This is a genomic window from Pseudomonas peradeniyensis, assembly GCF_014268935.2.
Lineage (GTDB): Bacteria > Pseudomonadota > Gammaproteobacteria > Pseudomonadales > Pseudomonadaceae > Aquipseudomonas > Aquipseudomonas peradeniyensis.
In genome coordinates, this window is record NZ_JABWRJ020000002.1 from 360,372 (window position 1) to 382,661 (window position 22,290).

Here is a 22,290-nt window from a genome sequence, read left to right on the forward strand (position 1 = left end):
CTGACATGCTGCCTAATGCAGGCCAGAAGCGCAATCCGCCTTCCGTGACATGTTGTTTACCCTTCACCGAGCAGGAAGTTTCCGCTTTTTCCGGCGGATTCTTCACTGTCGATACTATGGACCTCTGCTTCGTCCTTCAGATTCACCCCCGACAGCTGGCGCCTGCAGGCCTCGCGCATCAGGTACAACAGTCGGTGGGCGGCCATGCCGTAGCTCAGGCCCTCCAGGCGCACGTTGGAAATGCAGTTGCGGTAAGCGTCGGTCAGGCCGACCTTGGGCGCATAGGTGAAGTACAGCCCCAGGCTGTCGGGGGAACTCAGGCCCGGGCGTTCGCCGATCAACATTACCGTCATGCGCGCGCCAAGCAGCTCACCGACTTCGTCGGCCACCGCGACCCGGCCTTGCTCCACCAGGATCACCGGGGCGCTGGTCCAGCCATCGGCGGCAGCCTGCTCCTCGAAACGGCTCAGGAACGGCAGGGTGTGGCGGTGCACGGCCAGCGCCGACAGGCCATCGGCGACGACGATCGCCAGGTCGACGCCGCCGGGGTTGGCCTGGGCATGCTCGCGCAGGCGCTGGGCCGAGTCTTCGTGCAGGCGTCGGCCAAGGTCCGGGCGTTGCAGGTACTGGTGGCGGTCGCTGGCGGCGCTGTGCAGCAGCAGGCTGTCGCGGCCGCGGTCGCCGAGCTGCTGGCGCAGGCCGACATGGTCGAACGGCAGGTGCACGGCATCGCGGGCCTGGGCGTGGGCGAACTGGAAGTCCAGCTGGGCGCCGGTCGGCAGGCTGATGCCGGTGCGGCCGAGGGCGATGCGCGCCGGGGTGAGGTTGCGCAGGGCCAGCCAGGGGTTGTCCGGGGTGGGGGCGTGTCGTTCCATGGTCACCTCTAGGCCAGCTGTGCCAGGGCCTGGCGGAAGGCCGGCGGCAGGTTGTCGCCGAAGCGGATGCGGCCGTCGGCCTGGGTGAAGATGCCGGTGCGCTCTAGCCACGCCTCGAATTCCGGCCCAGGCTTCAGGCCCAGGGTCTGGCGCGCGTAGAGCGCGTCGTGGAACGAGGTGGTCTGGTAGTTGAGCATGATGTCGTCGGAGCCGGGGATGCCCATGATGAAGTTGATCCCGGCCACGCCCAGCAGGGTCAGCAGGGTGTCCATGTCGTCCTGGTCGGCTTCGGCGTGGTTGGTGTAGCAGATGTCGCAGCCCATCGGCACGCCCAGCAGCTTGCCGCAGAAGTGGTCCTCGAGGCCGGCGCGGATGATCTGCTTGCCGTTGTACAGGTATTCCGGGCCGATGAAGCCGACCACGGTGTTGACCAGGAACGGCTTGAAGTGGCGGGCCACGGCGTAGGCGCGGGTCTCGCAGGTCTGCTGGTCGACGCCGTGGTGGGCGTTGGCCGACAGCGCGCTGCCCTGGCCGGTCTCGAAGTACATCAGGTTCTGCCCGACCGTGCCGCGCTTGAGCGACAGGCCCGCTTCGTAGCCTTCCTGGAGTACGTTGAGGTTGATGCCGAAGCCGGCGTTGGCCGCCTCGGTGCCGGCGATGGACTGGAACACCAGGTCCAGCGGCACGCCGCGGTTGATCGCCTCGATCGAGGTGGTGACGTGGGTCAGCACGCAGGACTGGGTGGGAATGTCGTAGCGCTGGATGATCGCGTCGAGCATCTCCAGCAGCGCGCAGATCGAGGCGATGCTGTCGGTGGCCGGGTTGATGCCGATCATGGCGTCGCCGTTGCCGTACAGCAGGCCGTCGAGGATGCTCGCGGCGATGCCGGCCGGCTCGTCGGTCGGATGGTTGGGCTGCAGGCGTGTCGACAGCCGCCCGCGCAGCCCCATGGTGCCGCGAAAGGCGGTGACCACGCGGATTTTCTGCGCTACCAGCACCAGGTCCTGCACGCGCATGATCTTCGAAACCGCCGCCGCCATTTCCGGCGTCAGGCCCGGCGCGAGGGCGCGCAGGCTGTGCTCGTCGGCTTGCTCGCTGAGCAGCCAGTCGCGCAGCCCGCCGACGGTCAGGTGGCTGACCGGAGCGAAAGCTTGCTGGTCGTGGGTGTCGACGATCAGTCGGGTGACTTCGTCCTGTTCATAGGGAATCAGCGCCTCGTTGAGGAAGTGCTTGAGCGGGATGTTGGCCAGGGCCATCTGCGCCGCCACCCGCTCGCCGTCGTTGCTGGCGGCGACCCCCGCCAGGTAGTCGCCCGAGCGCGCCGGGCTGGCCTTGGCCATTACCTCTTTGAGGCTGTCGAAGCGGTAGACCTGGTGGCCCACCGTATGCGTGAAACTTGCCATACAGAATCTCCAGGGCGCCGCAGGCCTGGCCTGCGGCGCAAGTCGGCGATCAGTGCAGGGCCTCTTCGGCCTTCTGGATCGCGGCGAATTCCTCTTCCGGGGTACCGGCCACCAGGTGGTGACGGCTGTAGAAAGCAAAGTAGGCAATTAATACTGCATAGATCACCGCAGCGCCAATCACCACCCGCGGATCGACCAGGAACCCGGCGACCACGGCGATGCAGGCCAGCACCAGGGCCACGCCCGAGGTGAAGATGCCGCCGGGGGTGCGGTACGGGCGCTCCATTTTCGGGCGACGGATGCGCAGGGTGATGTGCGCGGCCATCATCAGCACGTAGGACAGCGTGGCGCCGAACACCGCCACCAGGATCAGCAGGTCGCCCTGGCCGGTCAGCGACAGGGCGAAGCCGATGATGCCGGGGATCACCAGGGCCAGCACCGGGGCCTTGCTCTTGTTGGTTTCCGACAGCTTGCGCGGCAGGTAGCCGGCTCGGGAAAGGGCGAAGATCTGCCGCGAATAGGCGTAGATGATCGAGAAGAAGCTGGCGATCAGGCCGGCCAGGCCCACCAGGTTGACGAAACCGCCCATCCAGGTGGAGCCGCCGTAGGCCTTGGACAGTGCCTCGACCAGCGGGTTGCCCGAGGCTTTCAGGGCTTCGGAACCGGCGCCGCCGGGGCCAACCACCAGGATCAGCAGGGCGAAGGCCAGCAGCACCAGCATCGCGCCAATCAGGCCGCGGGGCAGGTCGCGTTTCGGGTTCTTGGTCTCTTCGGCGGCCAGCGGCACGCCCTCGACCGCGAGGAAGAACCAGATCGCGTAGGGAATCGCCGCCCACACGCCGACATAGCCGAACGGCAGGAAGCTGCTCGCACCGACTGCGTCAGTCTTGGCGATGTCGAACAGGTTGGCTGCATCGAAATGGGGCACCATGCCGATCAGGAACACCGCCAGGGCGATGGCGGCGACGGCGGTGATGATGAACATCAGCTTCAGCGCCTCGCCCACCCCGAAGATGTGGATGCCGATGAACACGATGTAGAAGGCCAGGTAGATCACCCAGCCGCCGATGCCGAACAGTGACTGGCAGTAGGCGCCGATGAACACGGCGATGGCCGCGGGGGCGATGGCGTACTCGATGAGGATCGCCGTGCCGGTGAGGAACCCGCCCCAGGGGCCGAAAGCGCTGCGGGCGAAGCCGTAGCCGCCGCCGGCGGTGGGGATCATCGACGACAGTTCCGCCAGGGAGAAGCACATGCACAGGTACATGGTGGCCATCAGCAGGGTGGCGAGGAACATGCCGCCCCAGCCGCCCTGGGCCAGGCCGAAGTTCCAGCCGGCGTAGTCGCCGGAGATCACGTAGGCCACGCCCAGGCCCACCAGCAGGACCCAGCCGGCGGCGCCTTTCTTCAGTTCACGTTGCTGGAAATAGTCCGATCCGACTTTTTCGAAGTCGACGGAGGAACTCGCCGGCGCGCTGCCGGAATGATCGCTTGGCATAGGGTTCACCTGTTGTTTTTCTTAGGTTGCCGGAGGGACTGCCGGCCCTTGGTGATTTTTACTGCAGGAAGCGAGCCAGAGCCTTTGGGGCCGCTTTGCGGCCCTTTCCGGCCGGTCCGACGCCTCGGCAAGGCCGCTCCTACATGGGATCGCGTTGTTTCTGTAGGAGCGGCCTCGCCGGGGCGCCGGACCGGCCGGAAAGGGCTGCGCAGCAGCCCCTGGGGCCTGTTTAGAAGAAGCCCAGCGGGTTGATGTCGTAGCTCACCAGCAGGTTCTTGGTCTGCTGGTAGTGGTCGAGCATCATCTTGTGGGTTTCACGGCCGACGCCGGACTTCTTGTAGCCACCGAACGCGGCATGCGCCGGGTACAGGTGGTAGCAGTTGGTCCATACGCGGCCGGCCTTGATGCCGCGGCCCATGCGGTAGGCGCGGTTGATGTCGCGGGTCCACACGCCGGCACCGAGGCCGAACTCGGTGTCGTTGGCGATGGCCAGGGCCTCGGCTTCGTCCTTGAAGGTGGTGACGCTGACCACCGGGCCGAAGATCTCTTCCTGGAACACGCGCATCTTGTTGTTGCCCTTGAGCAGGGTCGGCTGGATGTAGTAGCCGCTGGCCAGCGCGCCTTCGAGTTGCTCCACCTTGCCGCCGGTCAGCAGCTCGGCGCCTTCTTCCTGGGCAATCTTCAGGTACGACTGGATCTTCTCGAACTGCTGCTGGGATGCCTGGGCGCCAACCATGGTATCGGTGTCCAGCGGGTCGCCGCGCTTGATCTGCAGGACCTTCTTCATCACCACTTCCATGAACTGCGGGTAGATCGACTCCTGCACCAGGGCGCGCGACGGGCAGGTGCACACCTCGCCCTGGTTGAAGAACGCCAGCACCATGCCTTCGGCGGCCTTGTCGATGAAGGCCGGCTCCGCCTGCATGATGTCCTCGAAGTAGACGTTGGGCGACTTGCCGCCCAGCTCGACGGTGGACGGGATGATGTTCTCGGCCGCGCATTTCATGATGTGCGCGCCGACCGGGGTGGAGCCGGTGAAGGCGATCTTGGCGATGCGCTTGCTGGTGGCCAGGGCTTCACCAGCCTCGCGGCCATAGCCTTGCACCACGTTGAGCACGCCCTTGGGCAGCAGGTCGCCGATCAGCTCCAGCAGCACGGTGATGCCCAGTGGCGTCTGCTCGGCAGGCTTGAGCACCACGCAGTTGCCGGCGGCCAGGGCCGGGGCCAGCTTCCAGGCGGCCATCAGCAGCGGGAAGTTCCACGGGATGATCTGCCCGACCACGCCCAGTGGCTCGTGGATGTGGTAGGCCACGGTGGTTTCGTTGATCTCGGCGGCGCCGCCTTCCTGGGCGCGGATACAGCCGGCGAAATAGCGGAAGTGATCGACCGCCAGCGGGATGTCGGCGTTGAGGGTTTCGCGGATCGGCTTGCCGTTGTCCCAGGTCTCGGTGATGGCCAGCAGTTCGAGGTTCTGCTCGATGCGGTCGGCGATGCGCAGCAGGACGTTGGAGCGGTCCTGCACCGAGGTGCGGCCCCAGGCGTCGGCGGCGGCATGGGCGGCGTCGAGGGCCTTTTCGATGTCTTCGGCGCCGGAGCGGGGGAACTCGGCGATCGGCTGGCCGTTCACCGGCGAGGTGTTGGTGAAGTACTCACCCTTTACCGGAGGAACGAACTCACCACCGATGTAGTTGCCGTAGCGGCTCTTGAAGGAAACCTTCGCGCCCTCGGTACCGGGATGTGCGTAACGCATGGTGTGTCTCCTGGTCGTTGTGATTGTTGCGGAGTTTCCAAGCGTAGAGCAAAGGTCGGGCCAGCGCCTGGAGGTCCTTGTGTATCAATGACTTGGATCAAGATCGTCCCGTGGCTGGCATAGCCCTGTGCCAGGGCCGGCACGGCCTGGGTGACACTTTGTACCGTTTGCGACACAGCCCGTGACCGCAGGGTCAGTGCACCATTGCAAAGCGTTCCTGCCTGGAGGATGCTGGCGACACGCTCTATCTGCGGAGAACAACTACAAATGCAGAGCAACCCGTTCAGCCGCCATGCCCAACAAGTGCTCACGGTCGCCCACGGCCAGGCCAGCGGGCCGGGCAGCGACCCGTCGATCGCCCGCTCCTGGCTGCGCTGCCTGGAGGACTACCACCTCGACCCGGCACGGGCGCAGGCCCCGGTGGTGCTTGAGCACGGCCGCCTGCTGGAGAGCCGCGAGCGCCTGCACCAGGTACTGCAGATCGCCGACAACGAGATGAACAGCCTGCACCAGCAGCTCTCCGGCAGCGGACACGCGGTGTTGCTGACCGACGCCCGCGGGGTGATCCTCAACTGCGTCACCGCCCCCGGCGAGCGGCGCATCTTCGAGCGTGCCGGGCTGTGGCTTGGCGCCGACTGGAGCGAGGCCCGCGAGGGCACCAACGGCATCGGCACCTGCCTGGTCGAGCGCCAGGCCCTGACCATTCACCAGGACGAGCACTTCCGTGGCCGCCACACCGGGCTGACCTGCTCGGCCAGTCCGGTATTCGACCCCCATGGCGAGCTGCTGGCGGTGCTCGACGTGTCCTCGGCGCGGCCGGACGTGTCGCGCCAGAGCCAGTTCCACACCATGGCCCTGGTCAACCTGTCGGCGAAGATGATCGAGAGCTGTTATTTCCTGCGCCACTTCGAACAGCAATGGCTGCTGCGCTTCCATTTGCAGGCCGAGTCGGTCGGGTTGTTCAGCGAAGGCCTGCTGGCATTCGATGGCGATGGCCGGATCTGCGCGGCCAACCAGAGCGCGCTGAACCTGTTGGGCACCATCCGTGGCGGCGTGCTGGGCAAACCGGTGGACACCTTCTTTGCGTGCAGCCATGACGAGCTGTTCAGCCGCGCTACGCCACAAGGCAGTACTGCCTGGCCGCTGCATACCCGTGATGGTCGGCAGGTATTCGCCAGCCTGCGTGGTCAGGCGCGCACGCCGGTCTGGTCGATGCCGGTGGCGTTGCCCCAGGCCCGCGAGCCTGGCATCTGCCTGCTCGACCCGGCCCTGCAGAATGATTTCCGTCGCGCCGTGCGCGTCTTCGAGCGTGACGTGCCGTTGCTGCTGCGCGGCGAGACCGGTTGCGGCAAGGAGGCCTTCGCTCAAGCTGTGCACCAGGCCAGCGCCCGTCGGCACAAGCCGTTCGTGGCGATCAACTGCGCGTCGATTCCCGAGAGCCTGATCGAGAGCGAGCTGTTCGGCTATCGCGGCGGCAGCTTCACCGGCGCGCGCAAGGAGGGCATGCGCGGCAAGCTGTTGCAGGCCGATGGCGGCACCTTGTTGCTGGACGAGATCGGCGACATGCCGCTGGCGCTGCAGACCCGCCTGCTGCGGGTGCTCGAGGAGCGCCAGGTGGTGCCCATCGGTGGCGAGCCGCAGGCGGTGGATGTACGAATCGTCAGCGCCACCCACCGTGACCTGCTGGAACGGGTGGAGCAGGGTGGTTTCCGCGAAGACCTCTATTACCGCCTCAATGGCCTGGAAGTCGCCCTGCCGGCGCTACGCGAGCGCAGCGACAAGGCGCAGTTGCTCGACTTCCTGCTGGCGCAGGAGGCCGAGGGCCAGGCCATCGGTCTCGACCCGGCCGCCCGCCAGGCGCTGCTGGACTTCAACTGGCCGGGTAATGTGCGGCAGATGCGGAATGTGCTGCGTACCGTGGTGGCGTTGTGCGAAGGCGCGCACATCGAGTTTTCCGATCTCCCTGCAATTGTCCGCCATGGCACGCCCTCTGTAGGAGCGGCCTTGTGTCGCGAAAGGGTCGCAGAGCGGCCCCAGGATCCTGACCATGCCGCTGAAATCGCCGGGGCTGCTACGCAGCCCTTTCGCGGCACAAGGCCGCTCCTACACGCCGAGCGCGATGCGCTGCTCGCCGTACTGGAGGCAAACCGCTGGCACCTGACCCGCGTCGCCGAGCACCTGGGCATCAGCCGCAATACCTTGTATCGAAAACTGCGCAAACACGGCATCGCCAGGGCCGGCTGAGCGAAACAGCGAGTGCGATTTCCCTCGCCCTGGGCTACCCTGCCTCGACGTTTTGCGAGGTCGATCATGCACATTCATATTCTCGGTATTTGCGGCACTTTCATGGGTTCGCTGGCCGTGCTGGCCAAGGAACTGGGCCACCGCGTCACCGGCTCCGATGCCAACGTCTATCCCCCGATGAGCACCCAGCTCGAGGCCCAGGGCATCGAGCTGACCCAAGGCTACGACCCGGCCCAGCTGGAACCGGCACCCGACCTGGTGGTGATCGGCAACGCCATGTCGCGGGGCAACCCGGCGGTGGAGTACGTGCTGAACAAGGGCCTGCCCTATGTGTCCGGCCCGCAGTGGCTGGCCGATCATGTGCTGCAGGGCCGCTGGGTGCTGGCCGTGGCTGGTACCCATGGCAAGACCACCACCAGCAGCATGCTGGCCTGGGTCCTGGAGCATGCCGGCATGAGCCCGGGCTTCCTGATCGGCGGCGTGCCGCAGAACTTCTCGGTGTCGGCGCGCCTGGGCGGTACGCCGTTCTTCGTGGTCGAGGCCGACGAATACGACAGCGCCTTCTTCGACAAGCGCTCCAAGTTCGTCCACTACCACCCGCGCACCGCGATCCTCAACAACCTCGAGTTCGATCACGCGGACATCTTCCCGGACCTGGCGTCCATCGAGCGGCAGTTCCACCATCTGGTGCGCACCATCCCCAGCGAAGGCCTGGTCATCCACCCGACCACCGAGCAGGCGCTGGAGCGGGTCATCGGCATGGGCTGCTGGACCCCGGTGCAGACCACCGGCGAAGGCGGGCAATGGCAGGCGCGCCTGCTCAGCGCCGACGGTTCGCGCTTCGAGGTGCTGTTCGACGGTGAGGCGCAGGGTGTCGTCGATTGGGCGCTGACCGGTCAGCACAACGTCGCCAACGCCCTGGCTACCTTGGCCGCCGCTCGTCATGTCGGCGTGGCGCCGGCCATGGGCATCGAAGGCCTGAGCGCGTTCAAGAGCGTCAAGCGGCGCATGGAGAAGGTCGCCGAAGTGCAGGGCGTGACCATCTATGACGACTTCGCTCACCACCCGACCGCCATCGCCACCACCCTCGACGGCCTGCGCAAGCGCGTCGGCGAGGCGCCGGTGATCGCGGTGATCGAGCCGCGTTCCAACTCCATGAAGCTCGGTGCCCACCGCGATGGCCTGCCGGAGAGCGTCAACGATGCCGACCAGGTGATCTGGTACGCGCCGCCCAACCTGGGCTGGGACCTGGCGGGCACCGCCGCGCAGTGCAAGGTGCCAAGCGTGGTGGCCGACAGCCTCGAAGCCATCATCGAGCGCATCAAGGGCCAGGCCCGCCCGGGCACCCATGTGGTGATCATGAGCAACGGCGGCTTCGGCGGCCTGCACGGCAAGCTGGCCGAGGCGCTGAAGTGAACGGGCCGGAACGCATCACCCTGGCCATGACCGGCGCCTCCGGGGCGCAGTATGGCCTGCGTCTGCTCGACTGCCTGGTGCGCGAGGACCGTGAGGTGCACTTCCTCATCTCCAAGGCCGCGCAACTGGTGATGGCCACCGAGACCGACGTGCTGCTGCCGGCCAAGCCCCAGGCCATGCAGGCGTTCCTCACCGAGTACACCGGGGCGGCCGACGGGCAGATCCGCGTGTACGGCAAGGAAGACTGGATGTCGCCGGTGGCCTCGGGCTCCGGCGCGCCGGCGGCGATGGTGGTGGTGCCTTGTTCCACCGGCACCCTCTCGGCGATCGCCACGGGAGCCTGCAACAACCTGATCGAGCGCGCCGCCGACGTGACCCTCAAGGAGCGCCGGCAATTGATTCTGGTACCGCGCGAAGCGCCGTTCTCCACCATCCACCTGGAGAACATGCTCAAGCTGTCGCAGATGGGCGCGGTGATCCTGCCGGCGGCACCGGGGTTCTACCATCAGCCGCAGAGCATCGACGACCTGGTCGACTTCGTCGTGGCGCGCATCCTCAACCTGCTGAACATCCCGCAGGACATGCTGCCGCGCTGGGGCGAGCATCACTATGGGGTCGATGATTGAAGCGGGTTTTGGCAGGGCTGGTGATACTGGCCCAGCTCGGCGGCTGCGCCACGGTGCGCACCCTGGACGCCAACAAGCCGGGGGCGCCGGTGGTGTATGCCGGGACGCGGCTTGACCTGTACGTGATCAATGGCGGTTGTTGCCCCGAGGATCGCTTTGGCGCCGAGGCGCCGGCCTATCCGGGGCTGGACCTGCCGGGGAGCGCGTTGCTGGATACCTTGCTGCTGCCGTTGTCGTTGTTGACGGCGGCGGGGGTGGGGTTCAACGCCACGGGTGGTCTGTAGCGGCTCTTTCGCGGGTAAACCCGCTCCCACAGGGTCAGTGCGCTACCTGTGGGAGCGGGTTTACCCGCGAAAGGGCCATAACAGGTCAACGCTATTTTTTGCCGAGTTTTCGCAACTCGTCCGACTCAACCACCCGAATCCCGTCTTCCTCTTCCAGCGCCAGGCGCCACAGCGCCCGGGCCAGGGTACAGGCCTCGATGCCCCGGTACTTGCCGGGTATCAGACGTGCAAACGGCGCCGCCATCCGTTCACCCAGGCGCGGCTCGATCCGCTCACCCAGCAACAACGAAGGCCGCACGATGGTCAACTGCGGCCAGTCCTGCTGCTTGAGCGCCTCCTCCATCTCGCCCTTGACCCGGTTGTAGAAGACCGACGATTTCGGATCGGCGCCCAAGGCGCTGATCACCAGCAGGTGGCGCGCGCCCATCTCGCGGGCACGCTTGCTGAAGGCCACGACCATGTCCAGGTCGACGGCGCGGAACGCATTTTCCGAGCCTGCCTGCTTGAGCGTGGTGCCCAGGCAGCAGAAGGCGATATCGACGCGGCCGGCCAGTTGCGGGAGAAACACGACCGGATCACCCACCGGGTTTTCCAGGTGCGGGTGCTCGGCCAGGGGGCGGCGGGTCGGTGCCAGCACGCGGCTGATGGTGGGCTCGTTGAGCAGGCGGTCGAGCAGGTGTTCACCCGTCAGACCCGTGGCACCGGCAAGCAGGACATGTTGGGGTGTCAGGTACATGATGTCTCTCCCTCGTTACTACACAGCTTAGTGGGCGCCAGGTGTTTTTGCCTGTTGCCCAGAAGCTGGCTGGGCTTCATTGCGCAGGGCTTGCTCGGCCTGTTGGCGGCGCAGGCGCTGCCAGTGGCTGATCACTGCCGGCGGCGCCCAGAGCTGTGGCTCCGAGGCTTCGAAGCCTTCCCTTCGTTCTCTTTCGGCAACACTTTGCCGCGCCAGTTCAAACGCCTGTTTCAGGTCGTCGGTCTGGTTCAGCGCCTGGGCGAACAGGGCGTCGCCGAAATAGGTGAAATCGGCTTCTTCGGAGCAGCCGAACGACACCCGGTCGGGGCGGGCGGCGGTCATGACCAGGGTGCGGTCGTCCTTGAGCGGGGCGATGTAGCCACCGGAATAGCAGGCCGAGATGACGATCACCTTGTCGCGGTCCTTGAGCGGGGCCAGGGCGCTGGCCAGCTCGTCGGCGGACAGATCGGCCAGTTGCAGGCGAGGCTGGTCGAGCACCAGCTGGTGGTCATGGCTGCCGTGGCTGGTCAGGTAGATGAACACCAGGTCCTCGGGACCGCTGCGCTTGGCCAGGGTGCGGGCGGCGCGGGAGAGGTTCTCGCGGGTGGCCATCGGGCGGTCGGCCAGATGGTCGCGATGGTTGACCAGGGTCACCTGGCCGTGGGCGCCGAAGCGCACCTTGAGCATGTTGCTGACATAGTCGGCCTCGCGCAGGAACACGCTCTGCTGACCGTCGCCGGCCACCACCAGGCTGTACAGCTGCACCGGCGGCTCCGAGGCCGGCACCTTGGCCAGGGCATCGGCCAGCAACTTGCCCTGGTTGAGCAGGGCCAGGTCCAGCGGGTCGGGCAGCAGCTTGCCCTGGGCATCGCGCACCCGCACGCCGTTGACCCAGGTACCGCTCTCGACCCGGCCGTCCGGGTGGGTCAGCTTGCCGCGACCATGGTAGGCGTCGTCGGTGAAACCGCCGACATACTGGCTGCCGTCGGCCAGCTGCAAGGTGCCGCTGCCGGCAAAGCGCCAGTCGCGAAAACCTCCCTTGTAGCGGCTGCCGTCACTGCCCAGCAGTTCGCCCTGGCCGACCAGCGATCCATCCTTGAAGTCGCCGATCCAGACGTCGCCGTCGGCGCTCTCGTAGCGACCCCTGCCTTCGAGGCGGTTGTCCTTGAATTCGCCGATGTACTGCTCGCCGTCGGCGCTGTCGTAGGTGCCGGCGCCCTGCAGCTGGCCGTCGATGAAGTGGCCGCTGAACTGGTTGCCGCTGGCGTCGCTGCGCACCCCGGCGCCATTGGGCTTGCCCTTGGCGAACAGGCCCTGGTAGCGGCTGCCGTCGGCCAGTTCGAGTTGGCCGGCACCTTCATACTGGTCGTCCTTGAACTGGCCGCGGTAGGTCTGGTCGTTCTGCTTGAGCGCGCCCTCGCCGTCGCGGCGGCCATGCTTGAAGGTGCCTGCATAATGGCTGCCGGGTGTGGTCAGGTCGCCCAGCCCCTGGAACAGGCCCGCACTGAACTGGCCGCGATAGACTTCACCGTTGCTGCCGTGCCATTCGCCCTGGCCATGCCACTGGCCGTCCTTGAAGGTGCCGGCGTACCAGCTGCCGTTGGGGTAGTCGATGCGGCCCTCGCCTTGCAGCAGGCCGTCGACCACCTGGCCGCGGTAGCGGCCGCCGTCGGGCAGCCGGGCGTCCGGGGGCGACAGCGGTTCGCCTTCGCCGCAGGCAGCGAGCAACAGGATCAGGGTCAGGGGGAGCAGGGGGCGCATGGCGGAGTCCGGGACAATCGATGCGCCGAGTATGCCGCAGAATGCGCGGGTGCGTGAATCGGGGCCGCGTGGCGGCCCCTGGGGCGGCTCAGACGAAGCAGAGCGACAGCGGTTCGGCGATGTAGGCGGGTTTTTCTTCGCCTTCGATCTCGAGGGTGACGGTGGCCTTGAGCAGCCATTGCCCTGGTTTCTTCTCGGTGGCGTCGGTCAGGTCGACCTTCAGTCGCACCTGGCTGTCGACCTTCACCGGCTGGATGAAGCGCACGCTGTCCAGGCCATAGTTGACCACCATCTTCAGCCCTTCGGGCAGCACGAGGATGTCTTCCATCAGCTTGGGGATCAGCGACAGGGTGAGGAAGCCATGGGCTATGGTGGTGCCGAACGGGGTTTTGGCCGCTTTAACCGGATCGACATGGATGAACTGGAAATCGCCGGTGGCCTCGGCGAACAGGTTGATGCGTTGCTGATCGATCTTCAGCCAGGCGGAACGTCCCAGTTCCTTGCCAACGTACTGCGAAAGCTCTGTAACGGGTACATAGGGCATCGCGACATCTCCAGATTGTCATTTGGTACGAATGTGCAAGATCAGCACGGCGAACCGTTTCAGTCAAGTTGCCCGCTTTTCGCCGAATATCGCCTTATAGGCAATTGCTTAGCGTGCTTATAATGGTCGCCATGCTCTGAGGGAGGTCCATATGCTGTTGCGTGGTTTGACCTGGCTGGTGCTGTTCCAGTTGCTGGGAACGGCGATCAACCACCTGTTGCTGCCCATCCTGCCTGGTCCCATCATCGGCCTGTTGCTGCTGATGGTCTTCCTGATGATCCGCGGCGAGGTCGGCGAGCCGCTCAACGAGGCCGCCGGCAGCCTGTTGCGCTACCTGCCGCTGCTGCTGGTGCCGCCGGCGGTGGGGGTGATGGTCTATGCCAGGGACATCGCCGCCGACTTCTGGGCCATCGTCGGAGCCTTGCTGATCTCCTGCCTGCTGACCCTGGTGTTCGTCGGCGTGCTGATGCAGAAGCTTATCCACCGCCAGGGCAAGCGCGAGGAGCAGCCATGATCCTCGACTGGCACGGCACGCTCGAGGCGGTCATCCATCATCCGTTGTTCGGCATAGGCATTACCCTGGCCGCCTACCAGCTGGTGCTGGCGGGTTACGAGAAGACCCGCTGGATCTTCCTGCAACCGGTGCTGGTGTCGATGCTGGTGGTGATCGGCATCCTCCTGGCCTGCGGCATCGACTACGCCGAATACCGCAAGAGCACCGAGATCATGAATATCCTCCTGGGGCCGGCCACCGTGGCCCTGGCGGTGCCGCTCTACCTCAACCTGCGGCGTATTCGGCAGCTGTTCTGGCCGACATTTACTACGCTGGTAGTCGGAGGCCTGTTCGCCACCGTGGCGTGCCTGGTGCTGGGGTGGTGGTTCGGTGCCGAAAGGATGATCCTGATGACCATGGCGCCGAAGTCGGTCACTTCGCCGATCGCCATGCTGGTGGCCGAGCAGATCGGCGGGGTGGCGGCGCTGGCCGCGGTGTTCGTGCTGATCACTGGGGTGATCGGCGCGATCTTCGGCCCGGCGCTGTTGACCCGCTGCGGCGTGCTCAGCCCCGAGGCACGGGGCATGGCGCTGGGAGTGACCGCCCACGCGGTGGGCACTTCGGTGGCCTTGCAGGAAAGTGACGAATGCGGCGCCTTCGCCGCGCTGGCGATGAGCCTGATGGGGGTGGCCACGGCGGTGTTCCTGCCGTTGGCGGTCAGCCTGGTGGCTTGAGGAGTCGAGATGACGTTACCGCTGTTTCCCCTCAATACCGTGCTGTTCCCCGGTTGCCTGCTCGACCTGCAGATCTTCGAGGCGCGCTACCTGGACATGATCGGCCGCTGCATGAAGCAGGGCGCCGGTTTCGGCGTGGTGTGCATCCTCGAAGGCGAACAGGTGGGCAAGGCGCCGCCGGTGGTGGCCTCGGTCGGCTGCGAGGCGCTGATCCGCGACTTCGTGCAGCAGGATAACGGCCTGCTGGGCATCCGTGTCGAGGGCGTGCGGCGGTTTCGCGTCGAGCGGACCGAGGTGCAGAAGGACCAGCTGATGCTCGCCGAGGTGCAATGGCTGCCGGACCTGGCGGACAGCCCGTTGGTGGAGCAGGACGACGACCTGCTGGCCCTGCTGCTGGCGTTGGGTGAGCATCCGATGGTCGAGGCGCTGGACATGCCGCGCGACGTGGACGGGCGCCAGTCGCTGGGCAACCAGCTGGCCTACCTGCTGCCGTTCATGGAGGAGGACAAGCTCGACCTGCTGGCCATCGATTCGCCACAGCTCAGGCTGGAGGCGATCCAGGCGTTGCTCGAGCGGATCCAGGGCGAGTTGTTCGCCTGATCAGGCTCGCTCCCCCAGCGGCCCATGCGATCCCTGTAGGAGCGGCCTTGCCGATGCGTCGGACCGGTCGGAAAGGGCCGCAAAGCGGCCCCGACAATATCAGCTTGATGCGCAGATCTGGGGGCGCTTCGCACCCCTTTCGCGACACAAGGCCGCTCCTACAGGGTTTTGCGATAGCGTCAGTACTGGTAACGCAACAACGCCTTGGGCAGCGCATGCAAGGCAAAGAACGCCAGCAACGCGACGCACGCCGGCAGCACCAGCCACCACACCCTTTGCGGCAGCGCCACCAGTGGCTGGCGATGCTGCACCAGGGTCAGGCTCGCCGCGCACACGCAGCACGCCAGCAGTGCCCCGGCGAGGATGTCGGTCGGCCAGTGCGCCCCGAGGTACACCCGCGACAAGGCGATCGCCAGCGCCGGCAGGCAGCCCAGCATGACCCAGGTCAGGCGCATGCGCGGCGGCTGGCCGCGTCCGGCCAGCACTGCCAGCACCAGGAAGAAGGCGAACGACGCCGAGCTGTGGCCGCTGGGCATGCTGTAGCTGGTCAGCGGATCGACCAGCACTTCCGGACGGGCGCGGGCGAACAGCCACTTCAAGGTGCCGTTGGCGGCGGCGGTGCCGATCAGCGTCGCGCCGGCGAACAAGGCATGGCGCCATTGCCGGGCCAGCAGCAGCAGGCCGGTTAGCAGGCCTCCCAGGAAGAACTGGGTGCGGAAGTCGCCCAGGCGGGTGACCAGCACCACGGCGCCGTCGATCACCTGGCTGCGGTGTTCCTGGACCAGGGTCATCACGCCCTGGTCGAACTCGCTCAGGTACGGCCAGCCGATGAACAGCGCGGCCACGGCCAGGCCGCTGAGGGCGGCGATCAACCGGGTGCCATGGCGCTGGTCGCGAATGCTGGTGCTCAGGCTCAGGCCGATCAACACCGCCAGGGTGCCGATGACGATCCCGGCGTCCAGCCAGAATCCTTCGGGCAGTGGCAGGCGCATGGCCGCGCCGGTGGCCCAGCCCGGCAGCAGGTAGGCCACCGACCAGCCAGCGCCGGCCACCAGGCTCACGGCGATGAAGCGCGGCAGCGGCATGTCGAACATGCCGGCGACCATCGGCAGCATCGGCCGCAGCGGGCCGATGAAGCGGCCGACCAGCAGGCTGGCGATGCCGTAGCGCTGGAAGTACGCCTCGGCGCTGCCGATCCACTCCGGGTGGCTGCGCAGCAGCGGCAGGCGGCGGATGTTCTGGTGGAAGTACTTGCCGATGCCGTAGGAGATCGCATCGCCCAGCAGGCCGCCGAGGAAGCCCAGCAGCAGGGTCTCGCCGAGGCTGAAGGCACCGCTGCCGGCCAGCACGGCGACGGCGAACAGCAGCACGGTGCCGGGCACGATGATGCCGGCGATCGCCAGGCATTCAACGCAGGCCACGATGAAGATGGCCAGGCCCAGCCACTGCGGGTTGGCGCCAAGCCAGGTGGTCAGGCTGTCGAGCCATTGGCCCATGGTTCAGTTTCCTTGTTCGAGCATGAAGAAGTCTTTCCCTTCGACCTGGCCGCGGCGCAGCGGGTTTCGGGTGCAGAAGCGCGCGTAGTCGGCATCGACGAAGCGGTAGGGCAGGTGTTCGTCGCGGCCGTGGGGGATGCCCAGGCGGGTGGTCTGGATCACCCGTGGCACCGGGATGCCGCAGTCCTCGACATACAGGCGTTCGGGGTCGAAGCGCCGGGCGTCCCAGTGCGGCACCTTCAGGCCCATGGCCCGGCACAGCAGGGTCTGGCCGTTGCACAGGCGCTCGGGCGGGCGCAGGTTGCCGCTGGCATCGGGGTTGTTCAGCTGCATCCGGGCCAGGCTGTTGGCGTCGGAGATGGCGTCGGTCCAGGGATAGGCGGACTTGATCAGCACCGCGTTGCCCGGGCCCTGGGCGCTGAAGTTCAGCGAGTCGCCGCCACGGGCGTAATACATGTAGATGTGCCCGCCATCGAGGAACAGCGCCTTGCGCTTCTCGGTGAAGCCGAGGGAGGCGTGGCTGCCCTTGTCGGTCAGGTAGTAGGCCTCGGTCTCGATGATCCGCGCCGCCAGCCAGAGATCGCCGTGGCGATGGCGGATGACCTTGCCCAGCAGTTCGCGGGCGAGGGTCTGGGCGTCGCGGTCGAAGAAGCTGTCGGGCAAGGCCCGGGCCGGGCAGGGGGCTGGGACGGACATACGCGCGGTTCGTGGCTATAAAGGCGGCGATGATAGCAATGAATGGCTTAATCTTGGCTGAATCAGGTTGACGCCATCGCGGGGCAAGCCCGCTCCCACGCAAATGGCTGCATGCCCCGTAGGGCGTGGGAGCGGGCTTGCCCCGCGATGAGGCTGAGGTGCGTTTCGATATGGGTGGTTACATCTTTCCTACACATTCCTCCCAGCATTTTCTACCATCCGCCACCCGCCGCTGGGCGTACCCGAGCGCTCCAGTTATAATCAGCCGATTTCCCCTTTGCCAAGACACCGAACCCATGACCGAGTCCGTTCTTGACTACATGACCCGCCTGGGTCGCGCCGCCCGTGAGGCCTCGCGGGTGATCGGCCGTGCCAGCACCGCGCAGAAGAACCGCGCCCTGCAGGCCGCCGCCGATGCCCTCGACGCGGCCCGCGACGCGCTCACCGCAGCCAACGAACAGGACCTGGCCAACGGTCGCAAGAACGGCCTGGAGCCGGCGCTGCTCGACCGCCTGGCGCTTACCCCGGCACGCATCGACGGCATGATCACCGGCCTGCGCCAGGTGGCCAGCCTGCCGGATCCGGTCGGCGCCATCCGCGACATGAGCTACCGCCCGTCGGGCATCCAGGTTGGCAAGATGCGCGTGCCGCTGGGGGTCATCGGCATCATCTACGAATCGCGCCCCAACGTGACCATCGACGCCGCCAGCCTGTGCCTGAAGTCGGGCAACGCCACCATCCTGCGCGGCGGCTCCGAGGCCATCCATTCCAACCGCGCCATCGCCGCCTGCATCCAGCGCGGCCTGGCCGAGGCCGGCCTGCCACCGGCGGTGGTGCAGGTGGTCGAGACCACCGACCGCGAGGCCGTGGGCGCGCTGATCAGCATGCCGGAGTTCGTCGACGTGATCGTCCCGCGCGGCGGCCGTGGCCTGATCGAACGCATCAGCCGCGACGCCCGGGTGCCGGTGATCAAGCACCTGGACGGCATCTGCCATGTCTTCGTCGATGCCCATGCCGACCTGGACAAGGCCTGGCGCGTGGCATTCAACGCCAAGACCTACCGCTACGGCATCTGCGGCGCCATGGAAACCCTGCTGGTGGACCAGGCCGTGGCCGAGCGCTTCCTGCCGGAAATGGCCCGCCGCTTCCACGACAAGGGGGTCGAGCTGCGTGGCTGCGAGCGCACCCGGGCGATCATCGATGCCAAGCCGGCCAGCGAAGACGACTGGCACACCGAATACCTCGACGCGATCCTGTCGATCCGCGTCGTCGAAGGCCTGGAACAGGCCATCGAGCACATCAACCACTACGGCTCGCACCACACCGACTCGATCATCACCGAGCACCAGGGTCAGTCCCGGCGTTTCATCGCCGAGGTCGACTCGGCGTCGGTCATGCTCAACACCCCGACCTGCTTCGCCGATGGCTTCGAGTACGGCCTGGGCGCGGAGATCGGCATCTCCACCGACAAGCTGCACGCCCGCGGCCCGGTCGGCCTGGAAGGCCTGACCTGCGAGAAGTACGTGGTGATCGGCGACGGCCAGCTGCGCGGCCAGGAGTCGTGCTGAGTTGAGCAAGGCGGTGGCAGTCCGGCGCGTCGGCATTCTCGGCGGTACCTTCGACCCGGTGCATATCGGCCACCTGCGCAGCGCGCTGGAAGTGGCCGAGTTCATGCATCTGGACGAACTGCGCCTGTTGCCCAACGCCCGCCCGCCGCACCGCGACACGCCGCAGGTGTCGGCCCAGGACCGCCTGGCCATGGTGCGCAGCGCCGTGCAGGGCGTCGAACGCCTGAGCGTGGATGACCGCGAGCTGGCCCGCGACAAGCCGTCGTACACCATCGACACCCTTGAATCGATCCGTGCGCAGCTGCACGCGCACGACCAGTTGTTCCTGGTGCTGGGCTGGGACGCGTTCTGCGGCCTGCCCAGCTGGCATCGCTGGGAAGAACTGCTGCAACACTGTCACATCCTGGTGCTGGAACGCCCGGATGCCGATGTCGAACCCCCCGACGCGCTGCGCAACCTGCTGGCGGCGCGCTCGGAGAGCGATCCCACCGCCATGTCCGGCCCGGCGGGGCACATTTCGTTCGTCTGGCAGACCCCGCTTGCGGTGTCCGCCACACAGATCCGACAGCTGCTGGCCAGCGGCAAGTCGGCGCGGTTCCTGGTGCCGGACGCAGTACTGGCCTATATCGAGGCGCACGATCTGTATCGTGTGTCCAACTGACGGTGCCCATGGGCGCCTCACTTAATGAGTTGAACGAGTTTTATATGAGCAAGCAGAAAATCAATGGCATCAGTGGCGAAGAGCTGGTCAAACTGACCATCAGCGCCCTGGAAGACGTCAAGGCCCAGGACATCCAGGTCATCGATGTGCGCGAAAAGCACAGCCTGACCGACTACATGATCATTGCCACCGGTACCTCCAATCGCCAGATCAACGCGATGCTGGAAAAGGTCCGTGAAACGGTGAAGAAAGAAGGTGCGCAACCCCTGGGTGAAGAGGGCAAGGGCGACAGCGACTGGGTCCTGCTGGACCTGAACGACGTCATCGTCCACATGATGACCGCCGCTGCCCGCCAGTTCTACGACCTGGAGCGCCTGTGGCTGGGTGCCGAGCAGAGCCGTGCCGCCGATGCCAAGCACCACAGTCCGGAAAACGCCAGCGACTACTTCACCGACAAGCTCAAAGACCGGGAATAAGGAAGCGCCGTGCGTCTGCGTCTGATCGCGGTCGGCTCGCGCATGCCCAAGTGGGTCGAGGAAGGCTGGCATGAGTATGCCAAGCGCCTGCCCCCGGAGCTTGCGCTGGAGCTGGTGGAAATCCCGCTGAACACCCGCGGCAAGAACGCCGATGTCGCCCGCCTGATCCGTCAGGAGGGCGAGGCGATGCTGAGCAAGGTGCAGCCAGGGGAACGCATCGTCACCCTCGAGGTCCATGGCAAGCCCTGGAGTACCGAGCAACTGGCGGGCGAGCTGGACCGTTGGCGCCTGGATGCGCGTACGGTCAACCTGATGGTGGGCGGCCCGGAGGGGCTGGCGCCGGAAGTCTGCGCGCGTAGCGAACAGCGCTGGTCGCTGTCGCCGCTGACGTTGCCGCACCCGTTGGTAAGGATACTCATCGGCGAGCAGATCTACCGCGCCTGGACCGTGCTGTCCGGGCATCCCTACCACAAATGAACCTGTAAGCCTGTCCGATGCCGCAGCAGATCCGCCTCAAGGACCACGAGAAAGACGCCCGCCTGGTGCGCAACCGCGTCGTCGTGGGCGCCGTGGCGGTGGTGCTGCTCGTCTGCGTGCTGATCGCCCGGCTGTATTACCTGCAGGTCATCCAGTACGACTATCACTCGACGCTGTCGGAGAACAACCGGGTGCATGTGCAGCCGATCCCGCCGACCCGCGGGTTGATCTTCGACCGCAACGGCGTGGTGGTGGCGGACAACCGCCCCAGCTTCAGCCTGGTGATGACCCGCGAGCGCGCCGGTAACGCCGGCAGGTGGCAGGATGTGCTGGATGTGATCGTCGAGGTGCTTGAACTCACCCCCGACGACCGTGCCCTGTTCGAGAAGCGCATGAAGCAGGGGCGCCGGCCGTTCGAGCCAGTGCCGATCCTGTTCGAGCTCAACGAGGAGCAGATTGCCCGCATCGCGGTCAACCAGTTCCGCCTGCCCGGCGTGGAAGTGGCGGCGCAGCTGGTCCGCCACTATCCCCAGGGCGCGCATTTCGCCCATTCGGTGGGCTACGTCGGGCGGATCAACGAGAAGGAACTCAAGACCCTCGACCCGGTGAACTACAGCGGCACCCACCACATCGGCAAGACCGGCATCGAACGCTTCTACGAAGATGAGTTGCATGGCCAGGTGGGCTACGAGGAAGTCGAGACCAACGCCCGTGGCCGCGTGCTGCGGGTGCTCAAGCGCACCGATCCGAAGCCGGGCAAGGACATTGTCCTGAGCCTGGACATCAAGCTGCAGGAGGCCGCCGAGCAGGCGCTGGGCGGGCGCCGTGGCGCCATCGTGGCCCTCGACCCGCGCACCGGCGAGGTGCTGGCGATGGTCAGTCAGCCGAGCTTCGACCCCAACTTGTTCGTCACCGGCATCGGCTTCAAGGCTTACGCCGAACTGCGCGACTCGATCGACCGGCCACTGTTCAACCGCGTCTTGCGTGGCCTCTACCCGCCGGGCTCGACCATCAAGCCGGCGGTGGCGATAGCCGGTCTCGACAGTGGCGTGGTGACCGCAGGCAGCCGGGTGTTCGACCCGGGTTACTACCAATTGCCCAACTACGATCACAAATACCGCAACTGGAACCGCACCGGCGATGGCTGGGTTGATCTGGATGTGGCGATCATGCGGTCAAACGATACGTACTTCTATGATCTTGCGCACAAGATGGGGATCGATCGGCTGTCCAGCTACATGAACAAGTTCGGTATCGGGCAGAAGGTCGCCCTGGACATGTTCGAAGAGTCGCCCGGATTGATGCCGTCCCGTGAGTGGAAGCGCGCCACCCGCCGCCAGGCCTGGTTCCCCGGCGAGACCCTGATCCTCGGCATCGGCCAGGGCTATATGCAGACCACGCCACTGCAGTTGGCCCAGGCCACGGCGCTGATTGCCAACAAAGGCGTGTGGAACCGTCCGCGCCTGGCCAAGACCATCGAAGGCCAGCCCCCGGTGGACGAGAACCCCATGGAAAACATCGTCCTGCGCGACAAGTCGGACTGGGCCAGGGTCACTCACGGCATGGAGCAGGTGATGCACGGCGCCCGCGGGACCGCGCGCAAGGCCGCCATCGGCTCGCAGTACCGCATCGCCGGCAAGAGCGGCACGGCCCAGGTGGTGGCGATCAAGCAGGGTGAGAAGTACGACCGCAACAAACTCCAGGAACGCCACCGCGACCACGCGCTGTTCGTCGCCTTCGCCCCGGCCGACGATCCGAGGATCGTGGTCTCGGTGATGGTCGAGAACGGCGAGTCCGGCTCCGGCGTCGCCGCCCCCGTGGTGCGCCAGGTCATGGATGCCTGGCTGCTTGACGAGAACGGCCGGCTCAAGCCCGAGTTCGCCCCCGCCACAGTCGCCCAGGAATCGGCCCCGTGAAGAACAACTTCGACCGCATGCTCTCCAGCGAGGACG

The 22,290-nt window shown here is 66.3% G+C and carries 21 protein-coding genes; 12 read left to right on the forward strand and 9 right to left on the reverse strand.

The genetic code is table 11. From position 1 onward, the window contains the following. Nucleotides 1-56: 56 nt before the first annotated feature. From eutC to exaC, 4 genes are all read right to left on the reverse strand, one after another. Entirely contained in the window at nucleotides 57-875 is an 819-nt protein-coding gene (gene eutC, locus HU751_RS11075; protein WP_186732653.1) for an ethanolamine ammonia-lyase subunit EutC, read from the reverse strand. 8 nt (nucleotides 876-883) lie between these two features. Next, a complete protein-coding gene (locus HU751_RS11080; protein WP_186732654.1) occupies nucleotides 884-2,278 on the reverse strand; it encodes an ethanolamine ammonia-lyase subunit EutB in 1,395 nt (464 codons plus the stop codon). A 49-nt stretch (nucleotides 2,279-2,327) separates the two neighbouring features. Next, nucleotides 2,328-3,776 (reverse strand): ethanolamine permease, encoded by a 1,449-nt coding sequence (gene eat, locus HU751_RS11085; RefSeq protein ID WP_186732655.1) that lies wholly within the window; start codon nucleotides 3,774-3,776, stop codon nucleotides 2,328-2,330. Nucleotides 3,777-4,005: 229 nt separating this feature from the next. Further along, nucleotides 4,006-5,526 (reverse strand): acetaldehyde dehydrogenase ExaC, encoded by a 1,521-nt coding sequence (gene exaC / locus HU751_RS11090; RefSeq protein WP_028690370.1) that lies wholly within the window; start codon nucleotides 5,524-5,526, stop codon nucleotides 4,006-4,008. 267 nt (nucleotides 5,527-5,793) lie between these two features. Here exaC and HU751_RS11095 point away from each other — a divergent pair, with 267 nt between their 5' ends. The 4 genes from HU751_RS11095 (at nucleotide 5,794) to HU751_RS11110 (ending at nucleotide 10,096) form a co-directional block, all read left to right on the forward strand. Continuing rightward, on the forward strand, nucleotides 5,794-7,770 hold the full coding sequence (locus tag HU751_RS11095) for a sigma-54-dependent Fis family transcriptional regulator (protein ID WP_186732656.1): 1,977 nt from the start codon (nucleotides 5,794-5,796) through the stop codon (nucleotides 7,768-7,770). 66 nt (nucleotides 7,771-7,836) lie between these two features. Beyond that, nucleotides 7,837-9,186 carry a UDP-N-acetylmuramate:L-alanyl-gamma-D-glutamyl-meso-diaminopimelate ligase gene (gene mpl / locus HU751_RS11100; protein ID WP_050707141.1) on the forward strand — a complete coding sequence of 450 codons (1,350 nt, stop codon included), beginning with the start codon at nucleotides 7,837-7,839 and terminating at the stop codon, nucleotides 9,184-9,186. Continuing rightward, nucleotides 9,183-9,812, forward strand: a complete 630-nt coding sequence (gene ubiX, locus HU751_RS11105) for a flavin prenyltransferase UbiX (protein WP_050707140.1) — start codon at nucleotides 9,183-9,185, stop codon at nucleotides 9,810-9,812. Before mpl ends, ubiX begins: the two co-directional genes overlap by 4 nt. Further along, nucleotides 9,809-10,096: a YceK/YidQ family lipoprotein gene (locus HU751_RS11110; protein WP_050707139.1), complete on the forward strand. Its 288-nt coding sequence runs from the start codon at nucleotides 9,809-9,811 to the stop codon at nucleotides 10,094-10,096. The genes ubiX and HU751_RS11110 overlap by 4 nt, the downstream gene beginning before the upstream one ends. Nucleotides 10,097-10,187: 91 nt before the next feature. Here HU751_RS11110 and HU751_RS11115 read toward each other — a convergent pair whose 3' ends face one another. From HU751_RS11115 to HU751_RS11125, 3 genes are all read right to left on the reverse strand, one after another. Beyond that, nucleotides 10,188-10,832: an oxidoreductase gene (locus HU751_RS11115; RefSeq protein WP_186732657.1), complete on the reverse strand. Its 645-nt coding sequence runs from the start codon at nucleotides 10,830-10,832 to the stop codon at nucleotides 10,188-10,190. Between the two features lie 27 nt (nucleotides 10,833-10,859). Continuing rightward, nucleotides 10,860-12,593, reverse strand: a complete 1,734-nt coding sequence (locus tag HU751_RS11120; protein ID WP_186732658.1) for a C13 family peptidase — start codon at nucleotides 12,591-12,593, stop codon at nucleotides 10,860-10,862. A gap of 88 nt (nucleotides 12,594-12,681) precedes the next feature. After that, the gene (locus HU751_RS11125) at nucleotides 12,682-13,137 is read right to left on the reverse strand and encodes a MaoC family dehydratase (protein ID WP_110737952.1); all 456 of its coding nucleotides are present in this window, start codon (nucleotides 13,135-13,137) and stop codon (nucleotides 12,682-12,684) included. Between the two features lie 151 nt (nucleotides 13,138-13,288). Here HU751_RS11125 and HU751_RS11130 point away from each other — a divergent pair, with 151 nt between their 5' ends. The 3 genes from HU751_RS11130 to HU751_RS11140 are packed head-to-tail and all read left to right on the forward strand — an operon-like array spanning nucleotide 13,289 to nucleotide 14,964. Then, complete coding sequence (locus tag HU751_RS11130; RefSeq protein WP_186732659.1) at nucleotides 13,289-13,651, forward strand: CidA/LrgA family protein; 363 nt, start codon at nucleotides 13,289-13,291, stop codon at nucleotides 13,649-13,651. Further along, nucleotides 13,648-14,364: an LrgB family protein gene (locus tag HU751_RS11135; RefSeq protein WP_186732660.1), complete on the forward strand. Its 717-nt coding sequence runs from the start codon at nucleotides 13,648-13,650 to the stop codon at nucleotides 14,362-14,364. The genes HU751_RS11130 and HU751_RS11135 overlap by 4 nt, the downstream gene beginning before the upstream one ends. A 9-nt stretch (nucleotides 14,365-14,373) precedes the next feature. Then, entirely contained in the window at nucleotides 14,374-14,964 is a 591-nt protein-coding gene (locus HU751_RS11140; protein ID WP_050707068.1) for an LON peptidase substrate-binding domain-containing protein, read from the forward strand. Nucleotides 14,965-15,143: 179 nt separating this feature from the next. Here the strand turns inward: HU751_RS11140 and HU751_RS11145 are convergent, their stop codons facing one another. Then, entirely contained in the window at nucleotides 15,144-16,460 is a 1,317-nt protein-coding gene (locus tag HU751_RS11145; protein ID WP_186732661.1) for a bifunctional DedA family/phosphatase PAP2 family protein, read from the reverse strand. Nucleotides 16,461-16,463: 3 nt separating this feature from the next. Then, a complete protein-coding gene (locus tag HU751_RS11150; protein ID WP_186732662.1) occupies nucleotides 16,464-17,156 on the reverse strand; it encodes a DNA-3-methyladenine glycosylase in 693 nt (230 codons plus the stop codon). Nucleotides 17,157-17,452: 296 nt separating this feature from the next. Here HU751_RS11150 and HU751_RS11155 point away from each other — a divergent pair, with 296 nt between their 5' ends. From HU751_RS11155 to mrdA, 5 genes are read left to right on the forward strand one after another with little or no spacing between them, the layout of a single operon-like run. After that, nucleotides 17,453-18,724 carry a glutamate-5-semialdehyde dehydrogenase gene (locus HU751_RS11155; protein ID WP_186732663.1) on the forward strand — a complete coding sequence of 424 codons (1,272 nt, stop codon included), beginning with the start codon at nucleotides 17,453-17,455 and terminating at the stop codon, nucleotides 18,722-18,724. Between the two features lies 1 nt (nucleotide 18,725). Next, nucleotides 18,726-19,385, forward strand: coding sequence for a nicotinate-nucleotide adenylyltransferase (gene nadD, locus HU751_RS11160; RefSeq protein WP_186732664.1), 660 nt, complete (start codon nucleotides 18,726-18,728; stop codon nucleotides 19,383-19,385). A 44-nt stretch (nucleotides 19,386-19,429) separates the two neighbouring features. After that, entirely contained in the window at nucleotides 19,430-19,861 is a 432-nt protein-coding gene (gene rsfS / locus HU751_RS11165) for a ribosome silencing factor (RefSeq protein ID WP_186732670.1), read from the forward strand. 9 nt (nucleotides 19,862-19,870) lie between these two features. Further along, nucleotides 19,871-20,338, forward strand: a complete 468-nt coding sequence (gene rlmH / locus HU751_RS11170; RefSeq protein ID WP_023631106.1) for a 23S rRNA (pseudouridine(1915)-N(3))-methyltransferase RlmH — start codon at nucleotides 19,871-19,873, stop codon at nucleotides 20,336-20,338. Between the two features lie 17 nt (nucleotides 20,339-20,355). Then, on the forward strand, nucleotides 20,356-22,254 hold the full coding sequence (gene mrdA / locus HU751_RS11175; protein WP_186732671.1) for a penicillin-binding protein 2: 1,899 nt from the start codon (nucleotides 20,356-20,358) through the stop codon (nucleotides 22,252-22,254). Nucleotides 22,255-22,290 lie beyond the last annotated feature (36 nt).